The organism is Mesorhizobium sp. LNJC405B00 (assembly GCF_000502615.1).
Classification (GTDB): Bacteria; Pseudomonadota; Alphaproteobacteria; order Rhizobiales; family Rhizobiaceae; genus Mesorhizobium.
Genome location: NZ_AYWC01000002.1, coordinates 235,347 through 253,177, shown reverse-complemented (window position 1 = coordinate 253,177; position 17,831 = coordinate 235,347). Strand labels below are relative to the sequence as shown.

The following is a 17,831-nucleotide window of genomic DNA, read 5'->3' as shown; positions in this document are numbered from 1 at the left end:
GGCAAGCCGTAGCCGGGGCGCTAAGAGGGGGCCGAATTCCAGCCTGGCATCCCTAGATGCCGGTTGATTTCAGATCGAATCGACCTGAAATCATCCGGCTCTAAATCAAAGAGATAGAGCATGATGTCGTCCGAAAACCGCTTCCCACTTTTCGGCATCATGCTCTAGCAAACCACGAAGCGCCCGCGATTTGACCGCTCAAAGTCCACTCAAACTNGATCGAATCGACCTGAAATCATCCGGCTCTAAATCAAAGAGATAGAGCATGATGTCGTCCGAAAACCGCTTCACACTTTTCGGCATCATGCTCTAGCAAACCACGAAGCGCCCGCGATTTGACCGCTCAAAGTCCACTCAAACTGAAAGTCCAGCCAGCTGAGGTCACTGCGGTGCTGCGCCGCATCCTGGCCGAAAACGGTAGTGAATATCGCTGGACCTATGTCGTTGCCGTCGGCTGCCTGCTGATTGTTTCCGCCACCACCGCCTTCACGGCGTGGATCATGGCCCCGATGATCAACGAGATCTTCTACGAACGACGCGGCGACATGATCGTCTGGATCTGCGCGGGGTTCATGGCCGCCTCCGTGCTGCGCGGCTTCGCCGGTTACGGCCAGGCGGTCGCGTTGGCCAAGATCGGCAACAATCTGGTCGCCCGCTACCAGAAGCGCAGCTTCGACCACCTGATGAAGCTCGGCGTCGACTTCTTCAACGATACGCGTTCCGGTCGGCTGGCGGCACAGGTCAACGAGAATGTCGGCGGCGTTCGCGATCTGCTGTCGCTGACGCTGACCTCCATCAGTCGCGACGCGGTCTCGCTGATCGCCCTCGTCGGCGTCATGATCTACCAGGATCCGGTGTTGTCGCTCAGCTCGCTGCTGATCGGGCCGCCGCTGATCTGGGCCGTCGTCTACATCACCCGCCGATTGCGGCGCATCAACCGGGAATCGGTGCTGATCAACTCGCGGCTGAACGGGTCCGTACAGGAGGCCACGCAAGGCATCGCCATCGTCAAGGCCTTCACCCTGGAAGCCGAGCTGGCGCGCCGGATCGGCATCATGGCCGATACGGCCGAGCAGCGTAACAACAAGATCGCCCGGGTCGCGGAGCGGCTGTCGCCGATTTCCGAGATTTTGGGCGGTCTCGCCATTACCTCCGTCCTTGCCTATTCCGGCTACCGGGCGCTGGTGCTCGGACAACCACCAGGCGCTGTGTTTTCCTTCATCACCGCGCTGATCATGGCCTACGATCCGGCACGGCGCCTGGCTCGTACGCAGGTCGGTATGGAACGTGCCCTGGTCAACGCCCGGATGATTTACGAGCTGCTCGACCTGGAGCCTAAACAGGGCGATGCGCCCGACGCGGTCGAAGCCAGGATCACCACCGGCGAGGTTCGCTTCGACAATGTGACGTTCGGCTACAGCGCCGACATGCCGGTGATCAGGAACCTGAGTTTCACCGCCGCGGCCGGCAAGGTTACGGCGGTGGTCGGGGCCTCGGGTGCCGGCAAGACGACGCTCGTGGCGCTGCTGCAGCGCTTCTACGATGTCGACAAGGGTTCGATCGAGATTGATGGCCAGGACATTTCCAAAGTCACCAAGCACTCGCTGCGCGGCTCGATCGCCTATGTCTCGCAGGCGCCCTATCTGTTCGAAGGCAGCATACGCGACAACATCCGTTTTGGCCGACTTTCGGCGACCGACGCCGAGATCGAGCGGGCGGCGGTGCTGGCGGCGGCCGACGAGTTCATCCGTCAGCAGCCGCAGGGCTACGACACGCCCGTCGGCGAGGGCGGCTCGACACTTTCCGGCGGCCAGCGCCAGCGCGTCTCGATTGCGCGGGCGATCGTGCGCAACGCGCCGATCCTTTTGCTCGACGAAGCGACCTCGGCGCTCGACAACGAGGCCGAGGCGCGCGTCCAGGAGGCGCTGACCCATGTGATGGAAGGGCGCACCACCATCGTGATAGCGCATCGCCTGTCGACGGTCGTCAACGCCGACCACATTATCGTGCTTGAAGAGGGGCGCCTGGTCGAGGAAGGCACCCATGCCGCACTGATGGCCGATCCAAACAGTGTCTACGCCCGCTTCCACCGCATTCAAGGCAAGAACGGACTGGGGCTTGTCGACGACTCGAAGCCCGTCCAAACTCCGGTCCGGCGCAGCCGCGCCAAGAAGGCGGTGGGGAGAACAGCATGAGCGAATCCGGCGAAATGGGCCTGGTGGTGGTGGGGGCGGCCGGCCGCATGGGCCAGACGCTGATCCGCGCCATCCATTCGATCCCCGGCGCCCGCGTCGTCGGCGCGGTCGAACGAACCGGATCGCCCTATCTCGGCAGGGATGCGGGCGAGCTTGCCGGCATCGGCATCATCAATGTGACGATCGGCGACGATCCGCTGCCGGTGTTCGCCAAGGCCGACGGCGTGCTCGATTTCACCATGCCGGCAGCCACCGTCGAATTCGCAGGCTATGCCGCGCAGGCACGCATTGCCCATGTCATCGGCACCACCGGCTGCTCGGCGGAAGACGACGCCAGGATCGAGGCCGCGGCGCGCCACGCGACGATCGTCAAATCCGGCAATATGAGCCTCGGCGTCAATCTTCTGGCGGTGCTGGTCGAGCAGGCCGCGCGCGCGCTCGGTCCAGAGGATTTCGACATCGAGATCCTCGAAATGCATCACAAGCACAAGGTCGACGCGCCGTCGGGCACCGCCTTGCTGCTCGGCGGAGCGGCGGCGGCGGGACGCGGCATTTCCCTTGCCGGCAACGATGTGCGGTCACGCGACGGCCATACCGGCGTGCGCAAGCCAGGAACCATCGGCTTTGCCAGCTTGCGCGGCGGCTCGGTGGTCGGCGACCACAGCGTCATCCTGGCCGGAACCGGCGAGCGCATCACGCTGTCGCACCATGCCGAGGACCGCGCCATCTTTGCCCGCGGCGCGGTCAAGGCCGCGCTCTGGGCGCGCGGCAAGAAGCCCGGACTTTATTCCATGCGGGACGTGCTCGGCTTGAGCTAAACTATCCATAATTTTGAAGGAGCAAACATGTCGGGAACTCTCGTGCTCGTGCGCCACGGCCAGAGCGAATGGAACCTGAAGAACCTGTTCACCGGCTGGCGCGATGTCGACCTTACCGAGCAGGGCCACAAGGAGGCCAAGGAAGCCGGCCAGAAGCTCAAGGCACGCGGCTTGAAATTCGACATTGCCTTCACCTCGGCGCTGATCCGGGCGCAGAAGACCTGCCAGCACATTCTCGACGCGGTCGGCCAGAGCGATTTGAAGACGATCCGCGACCAGGCGCTGAACGAGCGCGACTATGGCGATCTCTCCGGCCTCAACAAGGACGACGCGCGCCAGAAGTGGGGCGAGGAGCAGGTGCACATCTGGCGCCGCTCCTACGACGTGCCGCCGCCCGGCGGCGAAAGCCTGAAGGACACCGGCGCCCGCGTCTGGCCCTATTACCTGCACGACATGCAGTCGCATGTTCTGAAAGGCGGCACCGTGCTGGTCGCCGCGCATGGCAATTCGCTGCGCGCGCTGATCATGGCGCTGGACGGCAAGAGCGGCGAGGAGATCGTCGAGCTCGAGCTCGGCACCGGCGTGCCGGTGATCTACAAGCTCAACGCCGATTCCACTGTGGCGTCGAAGGACGTGCTGGAGGGGTGAGGTTTTCGGCCAGCGCATTCGCCAAGTCGGCGCTGCCCCTCATTGCCCTGCCGGGCAGTTCTCCCGGTATAGTGACGGGGAGAAGGGGCTGGCCGCAGCCTCGGCGCTCTTCTTGTGACGCAGGTGACCGGCGAAAATCATCGATGAGAGCGCCCCTCTCCCCGTCACTGTACGGGGAGAGGATGCCGGCAGGCAGGTGAGGGGCGGCGCTGACCCCCGGGAAACTAAGCCGGCAGGCAGCGGCCCTCGAAAAAGCGCGTTGACACATATCGTTTGCCCGCTTACATGAGCCCGCACCAGCCCAGATGGCGGAATTGGTAGACGCGCACGGTTCAGGTCCGTGTTCCGCAAGGAGTGGAGGTTCGAGTCCTCTTCTGGGCACCAAATTCCCGTTTCGGATAAGTCCGAAATGATTTAGACGCGAAGCAAAAAAGCCCGGTTCCCGGGCTTTTTTGCTGATGGATGACAGATAGTCCAGCGGAGGGTCAATGCGGCGGGCGAACCGCTTTCATTGCTTCTTCTTCGAGTGTCTGGAGCTTCTCCCGAATCTCCTCCGGCTCGGCATGCTCCAAGCCGACGACATCGTTTCTGGTCTCATTCAGCGAAACGATAATCTCATCAAGCTTGGCGTGAATGGCGGCCGTGTCGCGGTAACCCTGGATCAGCACAACGCCGGTGATCACGATGGCCGCTACCGACAATGCGTAGGTGACCACATTCGTCAGGCCGAATGGCACCAACGCAGTACAGAGCAGCATGGCTACAAGAAGGACATAGAAGCCCGGTGGCCGGGATAGAAAGTCGCCCATCACAAAGAGGAAGCGGTTCATATCCAGGCCGCGGTCAAAAATGCCACGAGTGCGGTGACGGCTACGCAAATTGGAATTGCTGCGAGTAAGGCAGCTTCCAGGACCCAAGTTTCCTTGTCGCTAAACATCAGACATCCTCCCGTTCAGAAAACGGCTGCCCGTAGAGCCTTCACAGCGCAGCCACAGCCCGCCGCTCCTGATCGGAGCGGCGGGCTCGCGCGTTACTCGATGATCTGCACGACCTTGCGCGTGTCGGGATCGACGAGAACCGCATGATCTCCGACTACCGTATACTTGTAGCGGACATCCGGAACGTCGATTGCGTGGAGCTCGACAGTGTCGGGAAGTGCCGTGCCGACGTTGAGTTCGACGCCGAGCAAACTGACTGAGGCCAGCTTCTGCTTATGGATATATTCGCGAATGACCGTCTGTTGTTCGGGCTTGAGAACAATAACGTCCTCGGCAAACGAGGTGCCGATGCCCGCCATAAGGACGAGGGCGCCGGCGGCGCTGACGAAATATCTGGTCATGGGAATTTCCTTTTCATAGGTCAGTTCGGAAGCGTGGATACGAGCAGATCAGCCGCCACTCGCAGGGGCTGGGGCAGGTGCCGCAGGCTTTGCGGGTGCAGCCGGAGCTTCCACCTTTGGCGCTTCAACTTTGACGTTGATATCCTTGCCGCCGTTGCCGCGGATATTGATGACGCCGGTAAAAATAAGCAATACTACGACTGCAATAAGTGCAAGAACAACAGCAATTGCAGTGCCGCCCCCACCACCAGAATTAACAACAGTTGGGCCGTCGGCCATGTGTTCCTCTCCTGTTTTATTTAGTTGCATTTGGGAAACGCCTGCCCCGCTTGAACGTTCCGCCTCGGGACTTGGGTCTTAGCTGATATCCGACTTTGGTCTGGTTCGCCGCGGACTGAAGTCACAGGAACAATCTGGCTGATCTCAAGTTCGGTCCCTCGGCGAACAGGCGTGGTGCCGTCGCCGGATTACGCGAGGAGAAAACCATGAAAATCCACTTTGCAAGTGCCGCTGCAGGCTTGTTGCTTTTGGCTGGGGTCGGCGCCGCCGCAGCTCAGGATGTCGTCATCACACCGGAGCAGGATACGGTCGTCCGCGAATACGTAAAAAAGCAGCCGCTGGCTTCGGTGAAGATCCCGGGCGTGGAGCTGAACGTCGGCAGTGCCTTGCCTGATACGGTCGAGCTGCACGAAGTTCCCAACGTCAAATACCGCTATGTCGTGGTCGACAACCGCACCGTCCTGGTCGACCCCGGCACCCGGAAAATTGTGAAGGTCTACGACTGATCGAATAGCTGCCGCCCGCCGCCGGCCATGGCGGCGGGCTGTGGATCACATTGCGCTCCAGGATGGTCGAAAATGATCGATGACGTCGAGACATCGCCAGCCCTCCATACCCGCCTGGGTTCTCTCAGGGCGAGAATGCGCGATGCGCGCATAACAGAGGCCGACATGAAGACCTTTCAGAAAGTCGCATCCATCATGGTTGGCGGCAGCGGCCGCATCAGCGGCGATGACCTGATTGCAGCGTCGTTCGTCCTCGAGGACCAGCCGGAAGGCTTGTGAGGCGGAGTACTCACGTGTGCAGGCGCCCGCAACGCTGATCCCAAGTGTTCTGGTGCTGAACACATTCCTGCTGCGGGCCGGCGTCGAAGGCGTGCCCGCTGGCGAGGTCGCGTCGCGCTCAAGCATCGTCCAGAACACCATGTCGCCGCATGTGAAGATACCCGGCCATGCGAGCCGATGCCGGCGCCGTATCAGCGCGGCCGGCAGAACCGGCAGGCCGGTCCAGAGCGTCGCCACGCCTATGGTCACAAATGTCACCGAGGCCAGTTTGGTCCAGATCGGATGATGGTAGCGGGCGATCGCCATCTCGACCGTACGGGCGCCGGCCTGGGAAGGACCCACCAGCGCGCCGAGGCCGACCGCCGCGCCCAGCGTGGTCGGCGCGCTGTTTACCCTGCAACGCGCGGCTATGCGGCGTGCTCGCACAAGTTAGCTCCAACTTGAGGCACGGCGTGAAGTCTCGGTGCCTGCCCCCACGATGGCGAGGTACGAAGTCAAAGGCGGTCACGCTCCGCAATCACGAGATTTGTCGATAATAAGCGATATTAGGCTGTATTCGCGACTATTCGATCTCTCTTCCATAGTGGGCGATTACTTGGAAATGATATCCCGGGTCGGAGGAGATCGAGCCATTCGGACCGGCATCAGCATGATTGAACCGCAGCCACCGGAAGTTGACAGTGATCATCAGCGGGATCGGATTTGGTACGAAGTCTTAATACGTCTCACCTAAGTTCCAACTTTGACTTCGGGAGCGCGACGTTCGACAGAAATATCTCCGCAGGTTACATTCGCCAGTCAGACAGCGCTCCGCACTCGAATGGATGTCTCTGAATGCCGGGCCTCACGCCTTCACGACCGCACCCGAGAACCTTGGGATGGATGGGCACGACAGCGCTCGCCATGGGTGGCAGCAATCAAAGCCTGTTTCTGATTGCCGCCCTTTTTGTCGGCCAAGGGAATATTCCCGGTCAAGGAAGCGCTGCTGTTCCTTTGCTCGTTGTTGGTCTGCTTCTAGGCTGGGCCGCCGCGCCGGCTTGGACCGAGTTGGTTCTCATGTGGCCAAACCGCGTCGGCGGTATCTCTGCAGCGTGCGCCGAAGCCTTCCGACCTTACAGTCCCGTTCTCTCCGCTCTGACCGGCACCTGCTATTGGTGGGGTTGGGTGCCTACCTGCGGACTGACAGCGGTTCTTTCAGCGTCTGCAATCCAACAATGGTACCTGCCGGGCCTCCCCGTGGAGGCGGTCGCCTGCGGGCTTATCGCATTCTTTACGGCGATCAACCTGTGTGGAATCAAGTGGGTGGTCCAACTGGCGATCCCGATCGCCACGGCCTCCGCGACGCTTGCGTTTCTCTCATCCCTCGTACCGGTCATCAGTGGCTCGGTCGACTGGCGGCAGGCGACGGATTTTGCCCTGACCAGCCCGTTTACCGGCCTGTTCGGCGACATCACGTCGGTGATGGCGGGACTGTACCTGATCGGGTTTGCCGCACCGGCATTTGAGGCTGCAGCCTGCCATGTTGGCGAAACCATCGATCCCAACCGCAACATTCCTCTAGCGATGTGGGCCAGCGCCGCAATGGCCGGCGTCTATTTCCTGGTTCTGCCGGTTGTCTGGCTGGGTGTGCTCGGACCGGAGCCGCTCGGCACCGACCTCGCCATAGCTCTCGGGCCTACCTTTGCGCCCTTGTTGGGGAGTTTCGGCAAGGCGGCCGCCATCTGGCTCATCATGCTGAACATGTTCCATGGAACGTTGCAGCCATTGGCAGGCGCCGCGCGGACCCTTGCGCAGCTGAGCGAAGACGGCCTGCTGCCGAGCTTCCTGGCCAGGCGCACCTCAACAGATTGTCCCTGGGCGGCAACGCTGCTCACAGCTGCTGCGGCAATCGGCTTCATGCTGTGCGGGTATCCGCTCTGGATGATCGCCGCGGCCAATTTTACGTACCTGATCAGCATCTGCATGCCAAACATCGCAGTCTGGCTCTTGCGCCGTGACAGTCCCGAAGCCGAGCGACCCTTCCGGGCTCCCAGGGGAACGATCATCCTTGGCGTAGGCGCGGCTGCAATATGGCTGTTGACTGCCATACTGGGATTTCAGCAATTTGGCCTTCCTACCGTCCTGTTCGGTCTGGCTTTGGCATATTCGGGTGCTGCGCTCTACGCCTGGCGCACGATGGAGGATCGATACGCACTCGGTCTACCCTTGCTGCCACATACGCTTCACCTGAAGCTTACCGGAGCCATGCTTTTTGTGCTCGTGCTTGACGGTGCCGGCTATTTCCTGGCGATCGGCAGCGTTCCCCAAGGCGACACTTCATTGGTCGCCGCGCTGGAGGACATTTTTGTCGTTGTCGCGCTGCTGACCATCAGCGTTGGCCTGATCTTGCCGGGAATGATCACCCATTCGGCAACCGAGGTGAGCAACGCGGCAAAGCGTCTGACATCCGGAACGCTGAAGGATTTCTCTCTTGCCATGGTCGCCCTGGGGCGGGGAGACCTCGCTGCGGCGCACGCCTCCGTGAACATCATGCCGGTTACCGTAAACTCTCGTGACGAACTTGGAGAGATGGCCGAAAGCTTCAACCTGCTCCAGGACAAGGTGAGGGAAGCCGCCCACGGCCTGGACGACGCGCGCGAGAACATGAACGTAGCGCGCAGCGAACTGATGGCACGGCACGAGGAAATCGCGCATCTCGCGCACCACGATCCGCTTACCGGCCTGGCGAACCGAGCCGCGCTTGCAGCACACTTGGCCACGACGCTCGAGCGTGCAAAAGCAACGCACGCCAGCTTTGCCGTCTTCAGCATCGACCTTGACCATTTTAAAGAGGCGAACGACGTTTTCGGGCACGCCGCCGGCGACGATCTGCTTTGCACCATCTCCCGGCGTCTCCAAACTGCGGCGCCTGAGGCCTTTATCGCGCGCATGGGCGGGGACGAATTCACGGTTGTCCTGGCCATGGATGACCGGTCCGCGAGTGCCAAGGACGTTGCGGACCGTCTGTTCGAATCGGCGGCAGGCAAATTCGAAATCCGGGGCCAGCACATTTCGATCGGGGTGAGCATCGGGGCGGCGATCTATCCGAAAGACGGAGAGAATGCAGCGGCGCTGATGGCAAATGCCGACGCAGCGCTCTACCGGGCCAAGGCGGACGGCCGTCGAATGGTGCAATTCTTCGATCCTGAGATGGATAAGCGGCTAAGAGAGCGCTACGCCTTGCAGCGAGATTTGCGCTCTGCGGTCGGCCATGGCGAACTTGTGCTTCATTATCAGCCGCAAGCCAGGATGGACGGTGAAATCTTTGGTTTCGAGGCACTCGCCCGATGGCACCATCCAAAGCGTGGGCTCATCTCCCCAAACGCGTTTGTCTCGCTTGCCGAACAGGATGGCACGATCGTTGAGATAGGTGAATGGACGCTCAGGCAGGCGTGCAGAGACGCGGCCTCCTGGCCCTCACCGCTGCAGATCGCCGTCAACCTCTCTCCCGTGCAGTTCCGTTTCGGGGACCTGGTAGGCCTCGTTCATTCTATCCTCTACGAGACCGGCCTTGCTCCGGGGCGGCTGGAACTGGAAATCACGGAAGGGGTTCTCATCCGCGACCGGGCAACCGCCTTGTCGGTTTTGCGGAGGTTGAAGGCGTTGGGCGTCAGGGTCTCGATGGATGATTTTGGCACGGGGTATGCCTCGTTGTCCTCGTTGCAGGCGTTTCCATTCGACAAGATCAAGATCGATCGCAGTTTTGTTTCGGGTGTCGGTTCGAATGCCCAATCGGCCGCCATCGTTCGCACGATACTCAGCCTGGGGAATGCGCTGGCCTTGCCTGTCATCGCGGAGGGTGTCGAAACAGAGGACGAGCGTGCCTTCCTGATGAAGGAAGGATGTCCCGAAATCCAAGGATATCTGGTGGGGCGCCCGCATCCGATAGCGCTCTACAAAGATGTGACGAATGGGCTTTCGCCGGGATCTGCCTTCGGGGAGCCCGAGGATACCACCGCACCCCAGGCGCTTGGCGTAACGCGATAGCCGCGGCGCCGTTCGTCGGCGCGCTGCTCCTGCAACACACCGGTGATCGAGGACTGCCGACGGTACTGCTCGGGCTCGCCCTTATAAAGGTCGCACTGGTCGGCGCGCTGTTTGCCTTGCGGGGCCATGCGAAGCATCCGAACCAGCTGGCGCGGGAGCCACCTCCCCTTCCGGCCAGTCCTCCAACAAACCACTTCAAACCCGGCCGTCTCGGCGCTACGTTCGCACCTATGGCCCCACCCACCCAGCCGATCACCGTCACCCGCCGCGACCAGATGTTTCCCATCCTGGGCGACGCCGATATCGAGCGCATGCGCCGGTTCGGCGAGGCGAGTTCCTATGCCGCCGGCGAGCACATCGTCACCGCCGGCACCGTGGCGCCGGGGCTGATCGTCATCCTGTCGGGCACGGTCGATATCACCCAGGATGTCAGGCCCGGCCGGCGCGAGACCATCGTCACTCATGGTCCGGGCAATTTCATCGGCGAGCTGGCGCAGCTTTCCAGCCGGCCGTCGCTGGTCAATGCGGAGGCGGCCGAGCCGGTCGAGGCCTTCGTCATCCCCTCGCAGCGGCTGCGCGACCTGATGGTGCAGGAGGCAAGCCTTGGCGAGCGGATCATGCGGGCGCTGATCCTGCGCCGCGTCGGGCTCCTGGAAAGCGGCAGCAGCGGACCGATCGTCGTAGGTCCGACCGGCAATGGCGACACGCTGCGGCTGCAGGGGTTTCTGCGCCGCAGCGGCCAGCCGCACCGCGCGCTCGATTCCGACAGCGACCCGTGCGCCAAGACGCTGATTGAGCATTTTCATGTCGACCCGCACCATCTGCCGATCGTGCTCTGCCCCAACGGCAAGCTGATGCACAATCCCGGCGAAACCGAACTTGCCCGCTGCATCGGCCTGCTGCGGCCGATCGATCCCGACATGGTCTATGACGTCGCCATTGTCGGCGCCGGGCCGGCGGGGCTGGCGGCCGCGGTCTATGCGGCATCCGAAGGGCTGTCGACCATCGTGCTCGATTGCCGCGCCTTCGGCGGCCAGGCCGGCGCCTCCGCGCGTATCGAGAACTATCTGGGTTTCCCCACCGGCATTTCCGGCATGGCGCTGATGGCGCGCGCCTACAACCAGGCGCAGAAATTCGGCGTCGAAATAGTCATCCCCGACGAGGCCAAGCTGCTCGGTGCAGCAGGCGAGGGCTACACGCTCGCCGTCGGCGACGGTGAAAGCCTGCGCGCACGCACGGTGGTGATCGCCAGCGGCGCGCGCTACCGCCGCCTCGACATCGCCAAGCTGGCCGAGTTCGAGGGCACGTCGGTGCATTACTGGGCCTCGCCGATCGAGGCGCGGCTATGCACAGGGCAAGAAGTGGCGCTGGTCGGCGCCGGCAATTCGGCGGGGCAGGCGGCGGTCTATCTCGCCAGCCAGGTGCGCAAGGTGACGATGCTGGCGCGCCGCGGCGGCCTCAGGGAAACCATGTCGCGCTATCTGGTCGAGCGTATCGAGGCGCAACCCAACATCGAGGTGCTTGGCGAGACCGAGATCGAGGCGCTGGAAGGCGAAGGCGGCAATCTCACCCAGTTGCGTTGGCGCAACCCCGGCGGCGTCGAGATGCGGCCGATCCAGCATCTCTTCCTGTTCATCGGCGCCGACCCCAACACCGATTGGCTGGCTGGGTGCGATATCGCGCTCGACGCCAGGGGTTTCGTGCGCACCGGCGCCGACATAGGGGCGGGCCAGATGGAGACCAGCCGCAGCGGCGTGTTCGCCATCGGCGACGTGCGCGCAGGCTCGGTCAAGCGGGTCGCCGCCGCCGTCGGCGAAGGCGCCCAGGTGGTGGCTGCCTTGCACGCCTATCTCGCGCGACCCAACGCAGCAGCGCCCGAACTGGCCAGGAGAGCATAATGGATGAATGCAAACACACGCGCGACATCAAGACGGTGACGCCGAGCGCGCTCGGTTGCGAGGAGTGCCTGAAGAGCGGCTCCATGTGGGTGCACCTCAGGCTGTGCCGCACCTGCGGCCATGTCGGCTGCTGCGACGACTCGCCCAACCGCCACGCCACCAAGCATTTCCACGCCACAAAGCACCCGATCATCGAAGGCTACGACCCGCCGGAAGGCTGGGCATGGTGCTTTGTCGACGAGGCGTTCATCGACCTGGAAGGCGACGTGACGCCTCAGAACGGCCCGATCCCGAAGTTTTTCTGAGGCGAGCCAGGCTGGCAGCTGTGCCCTTATCGCACCAAAGGCGATCGTGTATGGCGTCCGCCCGAAGGTCAGGGCAATCGGATAGGGCGCGCCCCCACTCCGTCTCGGCTTCGCCGAGCCACCTCTACCCCCACATTCGTGGGGGAGAGGAAATGTCAACCACCGAGCTCGCAGCCTTGAAAGGCTTGGGTTTCCTCATCCCCATGGACATGGGGGAGAGGTGGCCGCGAAGCGGACGGAGTGGGGGCAGGCGCTGTCCTACGCGATCGCCCCGCCCTTGTGGGAGGCTAGGTCCTTCTCCACAAGAAGCCCTGTTTATTTTATGGAGCCAGTAACCGTGCGGTCGAGGGCGTCGGAACTGTGGTCGTTGCCGGCAAGAGCGGCAATGATCAGAAGGCTGGCGACGACCGGGACAAACAGGATGGCCACGCGGGCCTGCACATAAAAAATGGCGCGCCATTCGCTGCGCTTTTCCGGGTTGTTGTCCATCACACTCACTCTCGCCATGCCTCCCCGGGGCGGGACATAGCGGCGAAGAGTTAAGCAAAAGCTGCTGAATGTGTTAACGCGCGGCGGATTGGGATTTAATCTCGACGGTCAGCGCCGCCCCTCATTGTCATCGGTACGCATCCGGTACGCCTACCCCCGCAGCGCCTGGTCCAGGTCGGCGATCAGATCATCGCCATCCTCTATCCCCGCCGACAACCGCACCAGCGAATCCGAAATGCCGATTTCCGCGCGCTTTTCCGCCGGGATCGAGCCGTGCGTCATCAGCGCCGGGTGTTCGATCAGGCTTTCGACGCCGCCGAGGCTTTCAGCCAGCGTGAACAGTTGCGTCCGTTCCAGGAAGCGTTTGGTGCCGGCGAGGTCGCGGTCGAGGTCGACCGAGATCATGCCGCCGAAGGCATGCATCTGTTGGACGGCGATGGCGTGCTGCGGATGGCTGGCCAGGCCGGGATAGACGACGCGGCGCACATCTTTTCGCGCCTCCAGCCACTGCGCAATCTTCAGGCCGTTCGTGGAATGCCGCTCCATCCTGAGCGCCAGTGTCTTGATGCCGCGCAGCGCGAGAAAACTGTCGAAGGGACCGGAGATGGCTCCGATGGCGTTCTGCAGGAATTTCAGCTGGGCGGCGAGGTCCTTGTTGTCGTCGACGATGGCGACGCCGCCGACCATGTCGGAATGGCCGTTGAGATATTTCGTCGTCGAGTGCACGACGATGTCGATGCCGAGTTCCAGCGGCCGCTGGATGTAGGGGCTGCAGAACGTGTTGTCGGCGACCGTCAATACGCCCTTGCGCCTGGCGAGTGCCGCAACGCCTTCGAGGTCGACGATGCGCAGCAGCGGATTGGTCGGAGTTTCGACCCAGAGCAGTTTTGTCTCCGGGCGAATCGCTGCTTCCACCGCCGCCAGATCGGTGAAGTCCACAAAACTCACCTGCAGATTGGCCGAGCGCTTGCGCACCCGCTCCATCAGCCGGAACGAGCCGCCATAGATGTCGTCGGTTGCAACGATATGGGCGCCGCTGTCGAGCAGCTCGAGCACGGTCGAGATCGCCGCCAGGCCGGAAGCGAATGCAAAGGCGGCCGAGCCGCTTTCGCGATCGGCCACCCCGCGCTCGAAGGCGAAGCGGGTCGGGTTCTGGCTGCGGGCGTACTCAAACCCCTTGTGCACGCCGGGCGACTGCTGGCCATAGGTCGAAGTCGCGTAGATCGGCACCATCACCGCGCCGGTCAGCGGGTCATGGCTCTGGCCGCCATGGATGGTGCGCGTGGAAAAAGCCAGGCGGTTCTTGCCCGATGGGGATGTTTCAGCAGTCATCGTGCGCGCCTCAAATGGTTGATCAGGTCGATACGGGTTATCAGGCCGACGAACTCGTCGCCATCGAAGATGATGGCGACCTCGTTGCGGTCGAACACCGGCAGCAGCGCATCCAGCGTCTGGCTGGCCTGCAGCGTGTGCAGATTGGAGGTCATGGCGGTGCGCACCGGGGCGTTGAAGCGGTCCCAGCGGCCGTCATAGGGGCCGTCGACCTTGGCCAATATATCGCCCTCATCGATAATGCCGACCAGCTTGCCATTGTCCAGCACCGGCAGCTGCGAGACATCGGAGCGGCGCATGCGGCCATAGGCGTTGAGCAGGCTTTCGTCGGGGCCGACATAGACGGTGTCGCCGGTGCGGTGCGAGCGCATGACAAGGTCGCGCAGATCGCCATGCTGTTCCTGTTCGGCCAGCCCCTGTTCGGCCAGCCAGAAATCGTCGAACACCTTGGACAGATATTTGTTGCCGCTGTCGCAGACGAAGGTGACGACGCGTTTCGCTGTCGTCTGCTCGCGGCAATAGCGAAGCGCGGCCGACAGCAGCGTGCCGGAAGACGAGCCGGCGAGAATGCCTTCCTTCGAAAGCAGGTCCCGCACGGCCAGCATGCTCTGCTTGTCTGGGATGGAATAGGCTTTCCTGACCAGCGACAGATCGGCATTGGGCGGCACAAAATCCTCGCCGATGCCTTCGACGGTCCAGCTGCCGGCCTCTTCCATCTTGCCGGTCTTGATCAGCGGCGCCAGCACCGACCCCACCGGATCGGCCAGCACCATTTCGGTCTTCGGCGATGTTCTGGCGAAGTAGCGGCCAAGCCCGGTCAGCGTGCCGCCGGAGCCGACGCCGACGACCACGGCGTCGAGGTCGCCATCGAGCTGGGCAAGGATTTCCGGTCCGGTGGTGGTCTCATGCGCCTCGGGGTTGGCCGGGTTGGCGAACTGGTTGGCGTAGAAGGCGCCGGGCGTTTCCGATGCGATCTTCTCGGCCATGTCCTGGTAATATTCGGCATGGCCCTTGCCGACATCGGAGCGCGTCATGCGCACTTCGGCGCCGAGCGCGCGCAGATGCTGGATCTTTTCGCGCGACATCTTGTCGGGCACGACGAGGATGATGCGGTAGCCCTTGGGGATGCCGACCTGGGCGAGGCCGAGACCGGTATTCCCGGCGGTCGCCTCGACGATGGTGCCGCCGCGCTTCAGCTTGCCTTCCTTCTCGGCCGCGGCAATCATCGACAGCGCAATGCGGTCCTTGATCGAGCCGCCGGGATTCTGGCTTTCGAGCTTGATGAACAGCCGGCACTTGCCGGTGTCGAATTTGGTCAGTTCGACCACCGGCGTCTGGCCGATGAGGTCGAGCACCGAGGCGTATGGCGGACGCAGGCGCGATAACGTGCCGTCCGAACTGCCTGGCGCAGCTTTTCCGTGCTCGCTCATGTCGATGTGCTCCCTTGAACAAGCGACCGCCTCGGGGGCAGAGCGGCAGCGTAGCTTCTTTTCCGGCCGTTTGCAGTCGGAAAGAAGGTAGATCGTGCCAATCAACCGGCGAGAGGGGGAATGGAATTCCAGTTTGAAGCCGGCTTTGGACTCAAGCCCAACACCCTCCGTAGCGATCCTTCCCACCCCCCTCTGAGGGGCGTGCTATCCCGCCGACGTCAACAGCTTTACCCTAGCAGCTGCTTGCTCAGCCTAGCGCATTGCACGCGGATGTCGGGGATGGCGTCGATCTCGAAGAAGGTGCCGCGGGTCAGCGGCCCGACGGCGAGGATCTTGGCCGATGCGGTGCCGTCGCCGGCGATGATTTCGCACTTGGCTGTGACATCGAGACCAAGCCGCAGCGGGTCGGGCCGCGCCAGGCCGCGGTCGACCAGCGAGCGCACGACGCTGTTCGACGTCGTCGAGATGTCGCGGGCGATGCCGGTGCAATCATAGATGCGCGCGACCTGCAGCGTTTCCAGCGCCTTTGTGTGGCGAGACTGGATGCCGACGGTGAATCCATCGCCAGCCTCGATGCCGACGACACGGCCGGCGACCGGGCGGATGCGGCCGGTGCGCACCGCTTCGGTGACGCGGGCATGCACCTCGGGCGCCAGCCGATGGCGATGGATGTCCCACCAGGCCTTGGTGTGCTCAACGAAGCGGCGCTTGGCCGAGGACGGCCAGTTCTGCCAGATCTTCTGATTGAAGGGTCGCAGCCCATCGACGACGTCGCGCCAGTCGATGCCGGCCTTCTGGTTTTCGCGGATCAGATCGCGGAACCAGCCGACGAAATAGGAGAGCTGCGTGCCGAGCGGAATGTCGGCGACGTCGAGCTTGATCGGGTTGCCCTTGCGGTGCGGCGACGGCAGCAGCCCGCGCCGCGATACGGCGACGATCTCGCCGCGATGGCCGCGCTGCTCGAGCGACAGGAAGGCGTCGACCATGCTGAGCCCGGTGCCCAGCACCAGCACGCGGGCTTCAGGATCGAGCGCGGTGTCGGCCTCGGTGCCCATGCGGATTGCGTGCCCTTGGCCGGCGCCGGGCTGCTCGTCATGGCCGGTGGCAAGCACCGCCAGATGCGCGACGACGCTGGTGCCGTTGGCCAGCACAACTTCGACGCCGGACGATGTCGGCGAGATCGACAGGCTTTCCTCGCGAATCAGCCTGAGACGGCCGGTTTCCTTTTCGCGCGCTTCGAGTTCGTCGAGCACTTCCTTGAGGTAGCGGGCATAGACGCTGCGCGGTGCATAGAAGGGTGTCTGCGGCGTCTGTTCCTGGCTTATCAGGCCGCGCCCCTGCAACCAGCGCCAGAAATTCAGGGGATCGTCGGCATAGGCGCTCATCCCCGCGGCGCTGACATTCAGCACGTGCGCCGATAAGAGCGTCGAATAGGCGATGCCCTGGCCGAAATGCGGACGCTTTTCGATCAGCGTGACGCGAAGGTCCGGGTTGGGCGACTTCAGCAGATGCGCGGCAAGCACGACGCCGCTGGCGCCGCCGCCGACGATGATGATCGAGCTGCGGATGATCGAATTGGCGCGCGCGACGCTCATGCGAGCACGCTCAGGATCAGGCGGGGACCTTTTGCGCCGGCGCAAGCTCGTCGATGTCCCTCGCGACCGGAAGGTCGTCGAGGACGATGTCGCGCATCTCGGCCAGCGTGCGCTGGTCGAGCACCTCGGCGACCGCCTGCCGGACCTCGAGCATCAGATGTCGGACTTGGCATGTCGCCTCATTGCAGTCTTCACAGCGCTGATACTGGGTGCGGCTGGCGCAGGGGATGGGCGCCAGCGGTCCGTCGAGGACGCGCACGACATGGCCGACCTTGATCTCGTCGGCCGGGCGCGCCAGGCGATAGCCGCCATCCTTGCCCTTGCGGCTCTGGACGAAACCGGCATTGCGCAATTCGCCCAGAATGGCGTCGAGGAATTTCTTCGGGATGTTGTTGCCGCTGGCGATGTCGCCGACGAAGGCGAGCTGTCCCACCGGCAGATGCGCCAGATGGACCAGCGCCTTGAGGCCGTACTTGCCTTTTTTGGTGAGCATAGACCGAATGTTTCTCTGTCAGGCGATGGCCCAAACCATCGGTTGCGAAACGCCTGACGTGCCTCCCCGCCGCGTGCAAGCTGCTTCGACACATAAATTCTACTGACATGATATACAAGCCGAGAAACCTTGATTTTGCTTCGTTTTCACGCCGCAGGGGCCACTTTAGCAAGGCTTTGTGCCGTTACGGTCACAGCCA

16 protein-coding genes and 1 tRNA gene are annotated in these 17,831 nt (G+C 62.9%); 8 read left to right on the top strand and 9 right to left on the bottom strand.

The window, feature by feature from the left end; translation table 11 throughout:
• Nucleotides 1-335 precede the first annotated feature (335 nt).
• The 4 genes from X756_RS160340 to X756_RS160355 all read left to right on the top strand — a co-directional run bounded on the left by X756_RS160340 (nucleotide 336) and on the right by X756_RS160355 (nucleotide 4,045).
• Nucleotides 336-2,195, top strand: coding sequence for an ABC transporter ATP-binding protein (locus tag X756_RS160340; protein WP_023681221.1), 1,860 nt, complete (start codon nucleotides 336-338; stop codon nucleotides 2,193-2,195).
• Nucleotides 2,192-3,013, top strand: coding sequence for a 4-hydroxy-tetrahydrodipicolinate reductase (gene dapB, locus X756_RS160345; protein WP_023728741.1), 822 nt, complete (start codon nucleotides 2,192-2,194; stop codon nucleotides 3,011-3,013). The genes X756_RS160340 and dapB overlap by 4 nt, the downstream gene beginning before the upstream one ends.
• A 27-nt stretch (nucleotides 3,014-3,040) precedes the next feature.
• A complete protein-coding gene (locus X756_RS160350) occupies nucleotides 3,041-3,661 on the top strand; it encodes a 2,3-bisphosphoglycerate-dependent phosphoglycerate mutase (protein ID WP_023728740.1) in 621 nt (206 codons plus the stop codon).
• A 299-nt stretch (nucleotides 3,662-3,960) separates the two neighbouring features.
• A tRNA-Leu gene (locus X756_RS160355) sits at nucleotides 3,961-4,045 on the top strand.
• Nucleotides 4,046-4,146: 101 nt separating this feature from the next.
• Here the strand turns inward: X756_RS160355 and X756_RS160360 are convergent.
• The 3 genes from X756_RS160360 to X756_RS1000000167060 form a co-directional block, all read right to left on the bottom strand.
• Complete coding sequence (locus X756_RS160360) at nucleotides 4,147-4,491, bottom strand: low affinity iron permease family protein (protein WP_023672069.1); 345 nt, start codon at nucleotides 4,489-4,491, stop codon at nucleotides 4,147-4,149.
• Between the two features lie 200 nt (nucleotides 4,492-4,691).
• Nucleotides 4,692-5,000, bottom strand: a complete 309-nt coding sequence (locus X756_RS160365) for a DUF1236 domain-containing protein (protein ID WP_023681217.1) — start codon at nucleotides 4,998-5,000, stop codon at nucleotides 4,692-4,694.
• 48 nt (nucleotides 5,001-5,048) lie between these two features.
• The gene (locus X756_RS1000000167060) at nucleotides 5,049-5,309 is read right to left on the bottom strand and encodes a hypothetical protein (RefSeq protein ID WP_245264444.1); all 261 of its coding nucleotides are present in this window, start codon (nucleotides 5,307-5,309) and stop codon (nucleotides 5,049-5,051) included.
• Nucleotides 5,310-5,485: 176 nt separating this feature from the next.
• On the opposite strand from X756_RS1000000167060, the gene X756_RS160370 reads away from it, so the two are divergent.
• Nucleotides 5,486-5,785 carry a DUF1236 domain-containing protein gene (locus X756_RS160370; RefSeq protein WP_023672073.1) on the top strand — a complete coding sequence of 100 codons (300 nt, stop codon included), beginning with the start codon at nucleotides 5,486-5,488 and terminating at the stop codon, nucleotides 5,783-5,785.
• Nucleotides 5,786-5,830: 45 nt separating this feature from the next.
• Here X756_RS160370 and X756_RS1000000170515 read toward each other — a convergent pair whose 3' ends face one another.
• Nucleotides 5,831-6,490, bottom strand: coding sequence for a hypothetical protein (locus X756_RS1000000170515; RefSeq protein ID WP_348529816.1), 660 nt, complete (start codon nucleotides 6,488-6,490; stop codon nucleotides 5,831-5,833).
• A gap of 408 nt (nucleotides 6,491-6,898) precedes the next feature.
• Between X756_RS1000000170515 and X756_RS1000000169255 the strand changes: the two genes are divergently transcribed.
• From X756_RS1000000169255 to X756_RS160395, 3 genes are all read left to right on the top strand, one after another.
• On the top strand, nucleotides 6,899-10,090 hold the full coding sequence (locus X756_RS1000000169255; RefSeq protein WP_084569837.1) for an amino acid permease: 3,192 nt from the start codon (nucleotides 6,899-6,901) through the stop codon (nucleotides 10,088-10,090).
• Nucleotides 10,091-10,320: 230 nt separating this feature from the next.
• Nucleotides 10,321-11,988 carry an FAD-dependent oxidoreductase gene (locus tag X756_RS160390; RefSeq protein ID WP_023728736.1) on the top strand — a complete coding sequence of 556 codons (1,668 nt, stop codon included), beginning with the start codon at nucleotides 10,321-10,323 and terminating at the stop codon, nucleotides 11,986-11,988.
• Nucleotides 11,988-12,293, top strand: coding sequence for a UBP-type zinc finger domain-containing protein (locus X756_RS160395; protein ID WP_023672079.1), 306 nt, complete (start codon nucleotides 11,988-11,990; stop codon nucleotides 12,291-12,293). Before X756_RS160390 ends, X756_RS160395 begins: the two co-directional genes overlap by 1 nt.
• Before the next feature lie 315 nt (nucleotides 12,294-12,608).
• Here X756_RS160395 and X756_RS1000000167050 read toward each other — a convergent pair whose 3' ends face one another.
• The 5 genes from X756_RS1000000167050 to X756_RS160415 form a co-directional block, all read right to left on the bottom strand.
• Entirely contained in the window at nucleotides 12,609-12,782 is a 174-nt protein-coding gene (locus tag X756_RS1000000167050; protein WP_023728735.1) for a hypothetical protein, read from the bottom strand.
• Between the two features lie 150 nt (nucleotides 12,783-12,932).
• Nucleotides 12,933-14,114 (bottom strand): PLP-dependent aspartate aminotransferase family protein, encoded by a 1,182-nt coding sequence (locus X756_RS160400; protein ID WP_023728734.1) that lies wholly within the window; start codon nucleotides 14,112-14,114, stop codon nucleotides 12,933-12,935.
• Nucleotides 14,111-15,544, bottom strand: coding sequence for a pyridoxal-phosphate dependent enzyme (locus tag X756_RS160405; RefSeq protein WP_023687574.1), 1,434 nt, complete (start codon nucleotides 15,542-15,544; stop codon nucleotides 14,111-14,113). The genes X756_RS160400 and X756_RS160405 overlap by 4 nt, the downstream gene beginning before the upstream one ends.
• Nucleotides 15,545-15,771: 227 nt before the next feature.
• On the bottom strand, nucleotides 15,772-17,139 hold the full coding sequence (locus X756_RS160410) for an FAD/NAD(P)-binding protein (protein WP_023672083.1): 1,368 nt from the start codon (nucleotides 17,137-17,139) through the stop codon (nucleotides 15,772-15,774).
• A 16-nt stretch (nucleotides 17,140-17,155) separates the two neighbouring features.
• Nucleotides 17,156-17,632: an Rrf2 family transcriptional regulator gene (locus X756_RS160415; RefSeq protein ID WP_023728733.1), complete on the bottom strand. Its 477-nt coding sequence runs from the start codon at nucleotides 17,630-17,632 to the stop codon at nucleotides 17,156-17,158.
• Between the last annotated feature and the right edge of the window lie 199 nt (nucleotides 17,633-17,831).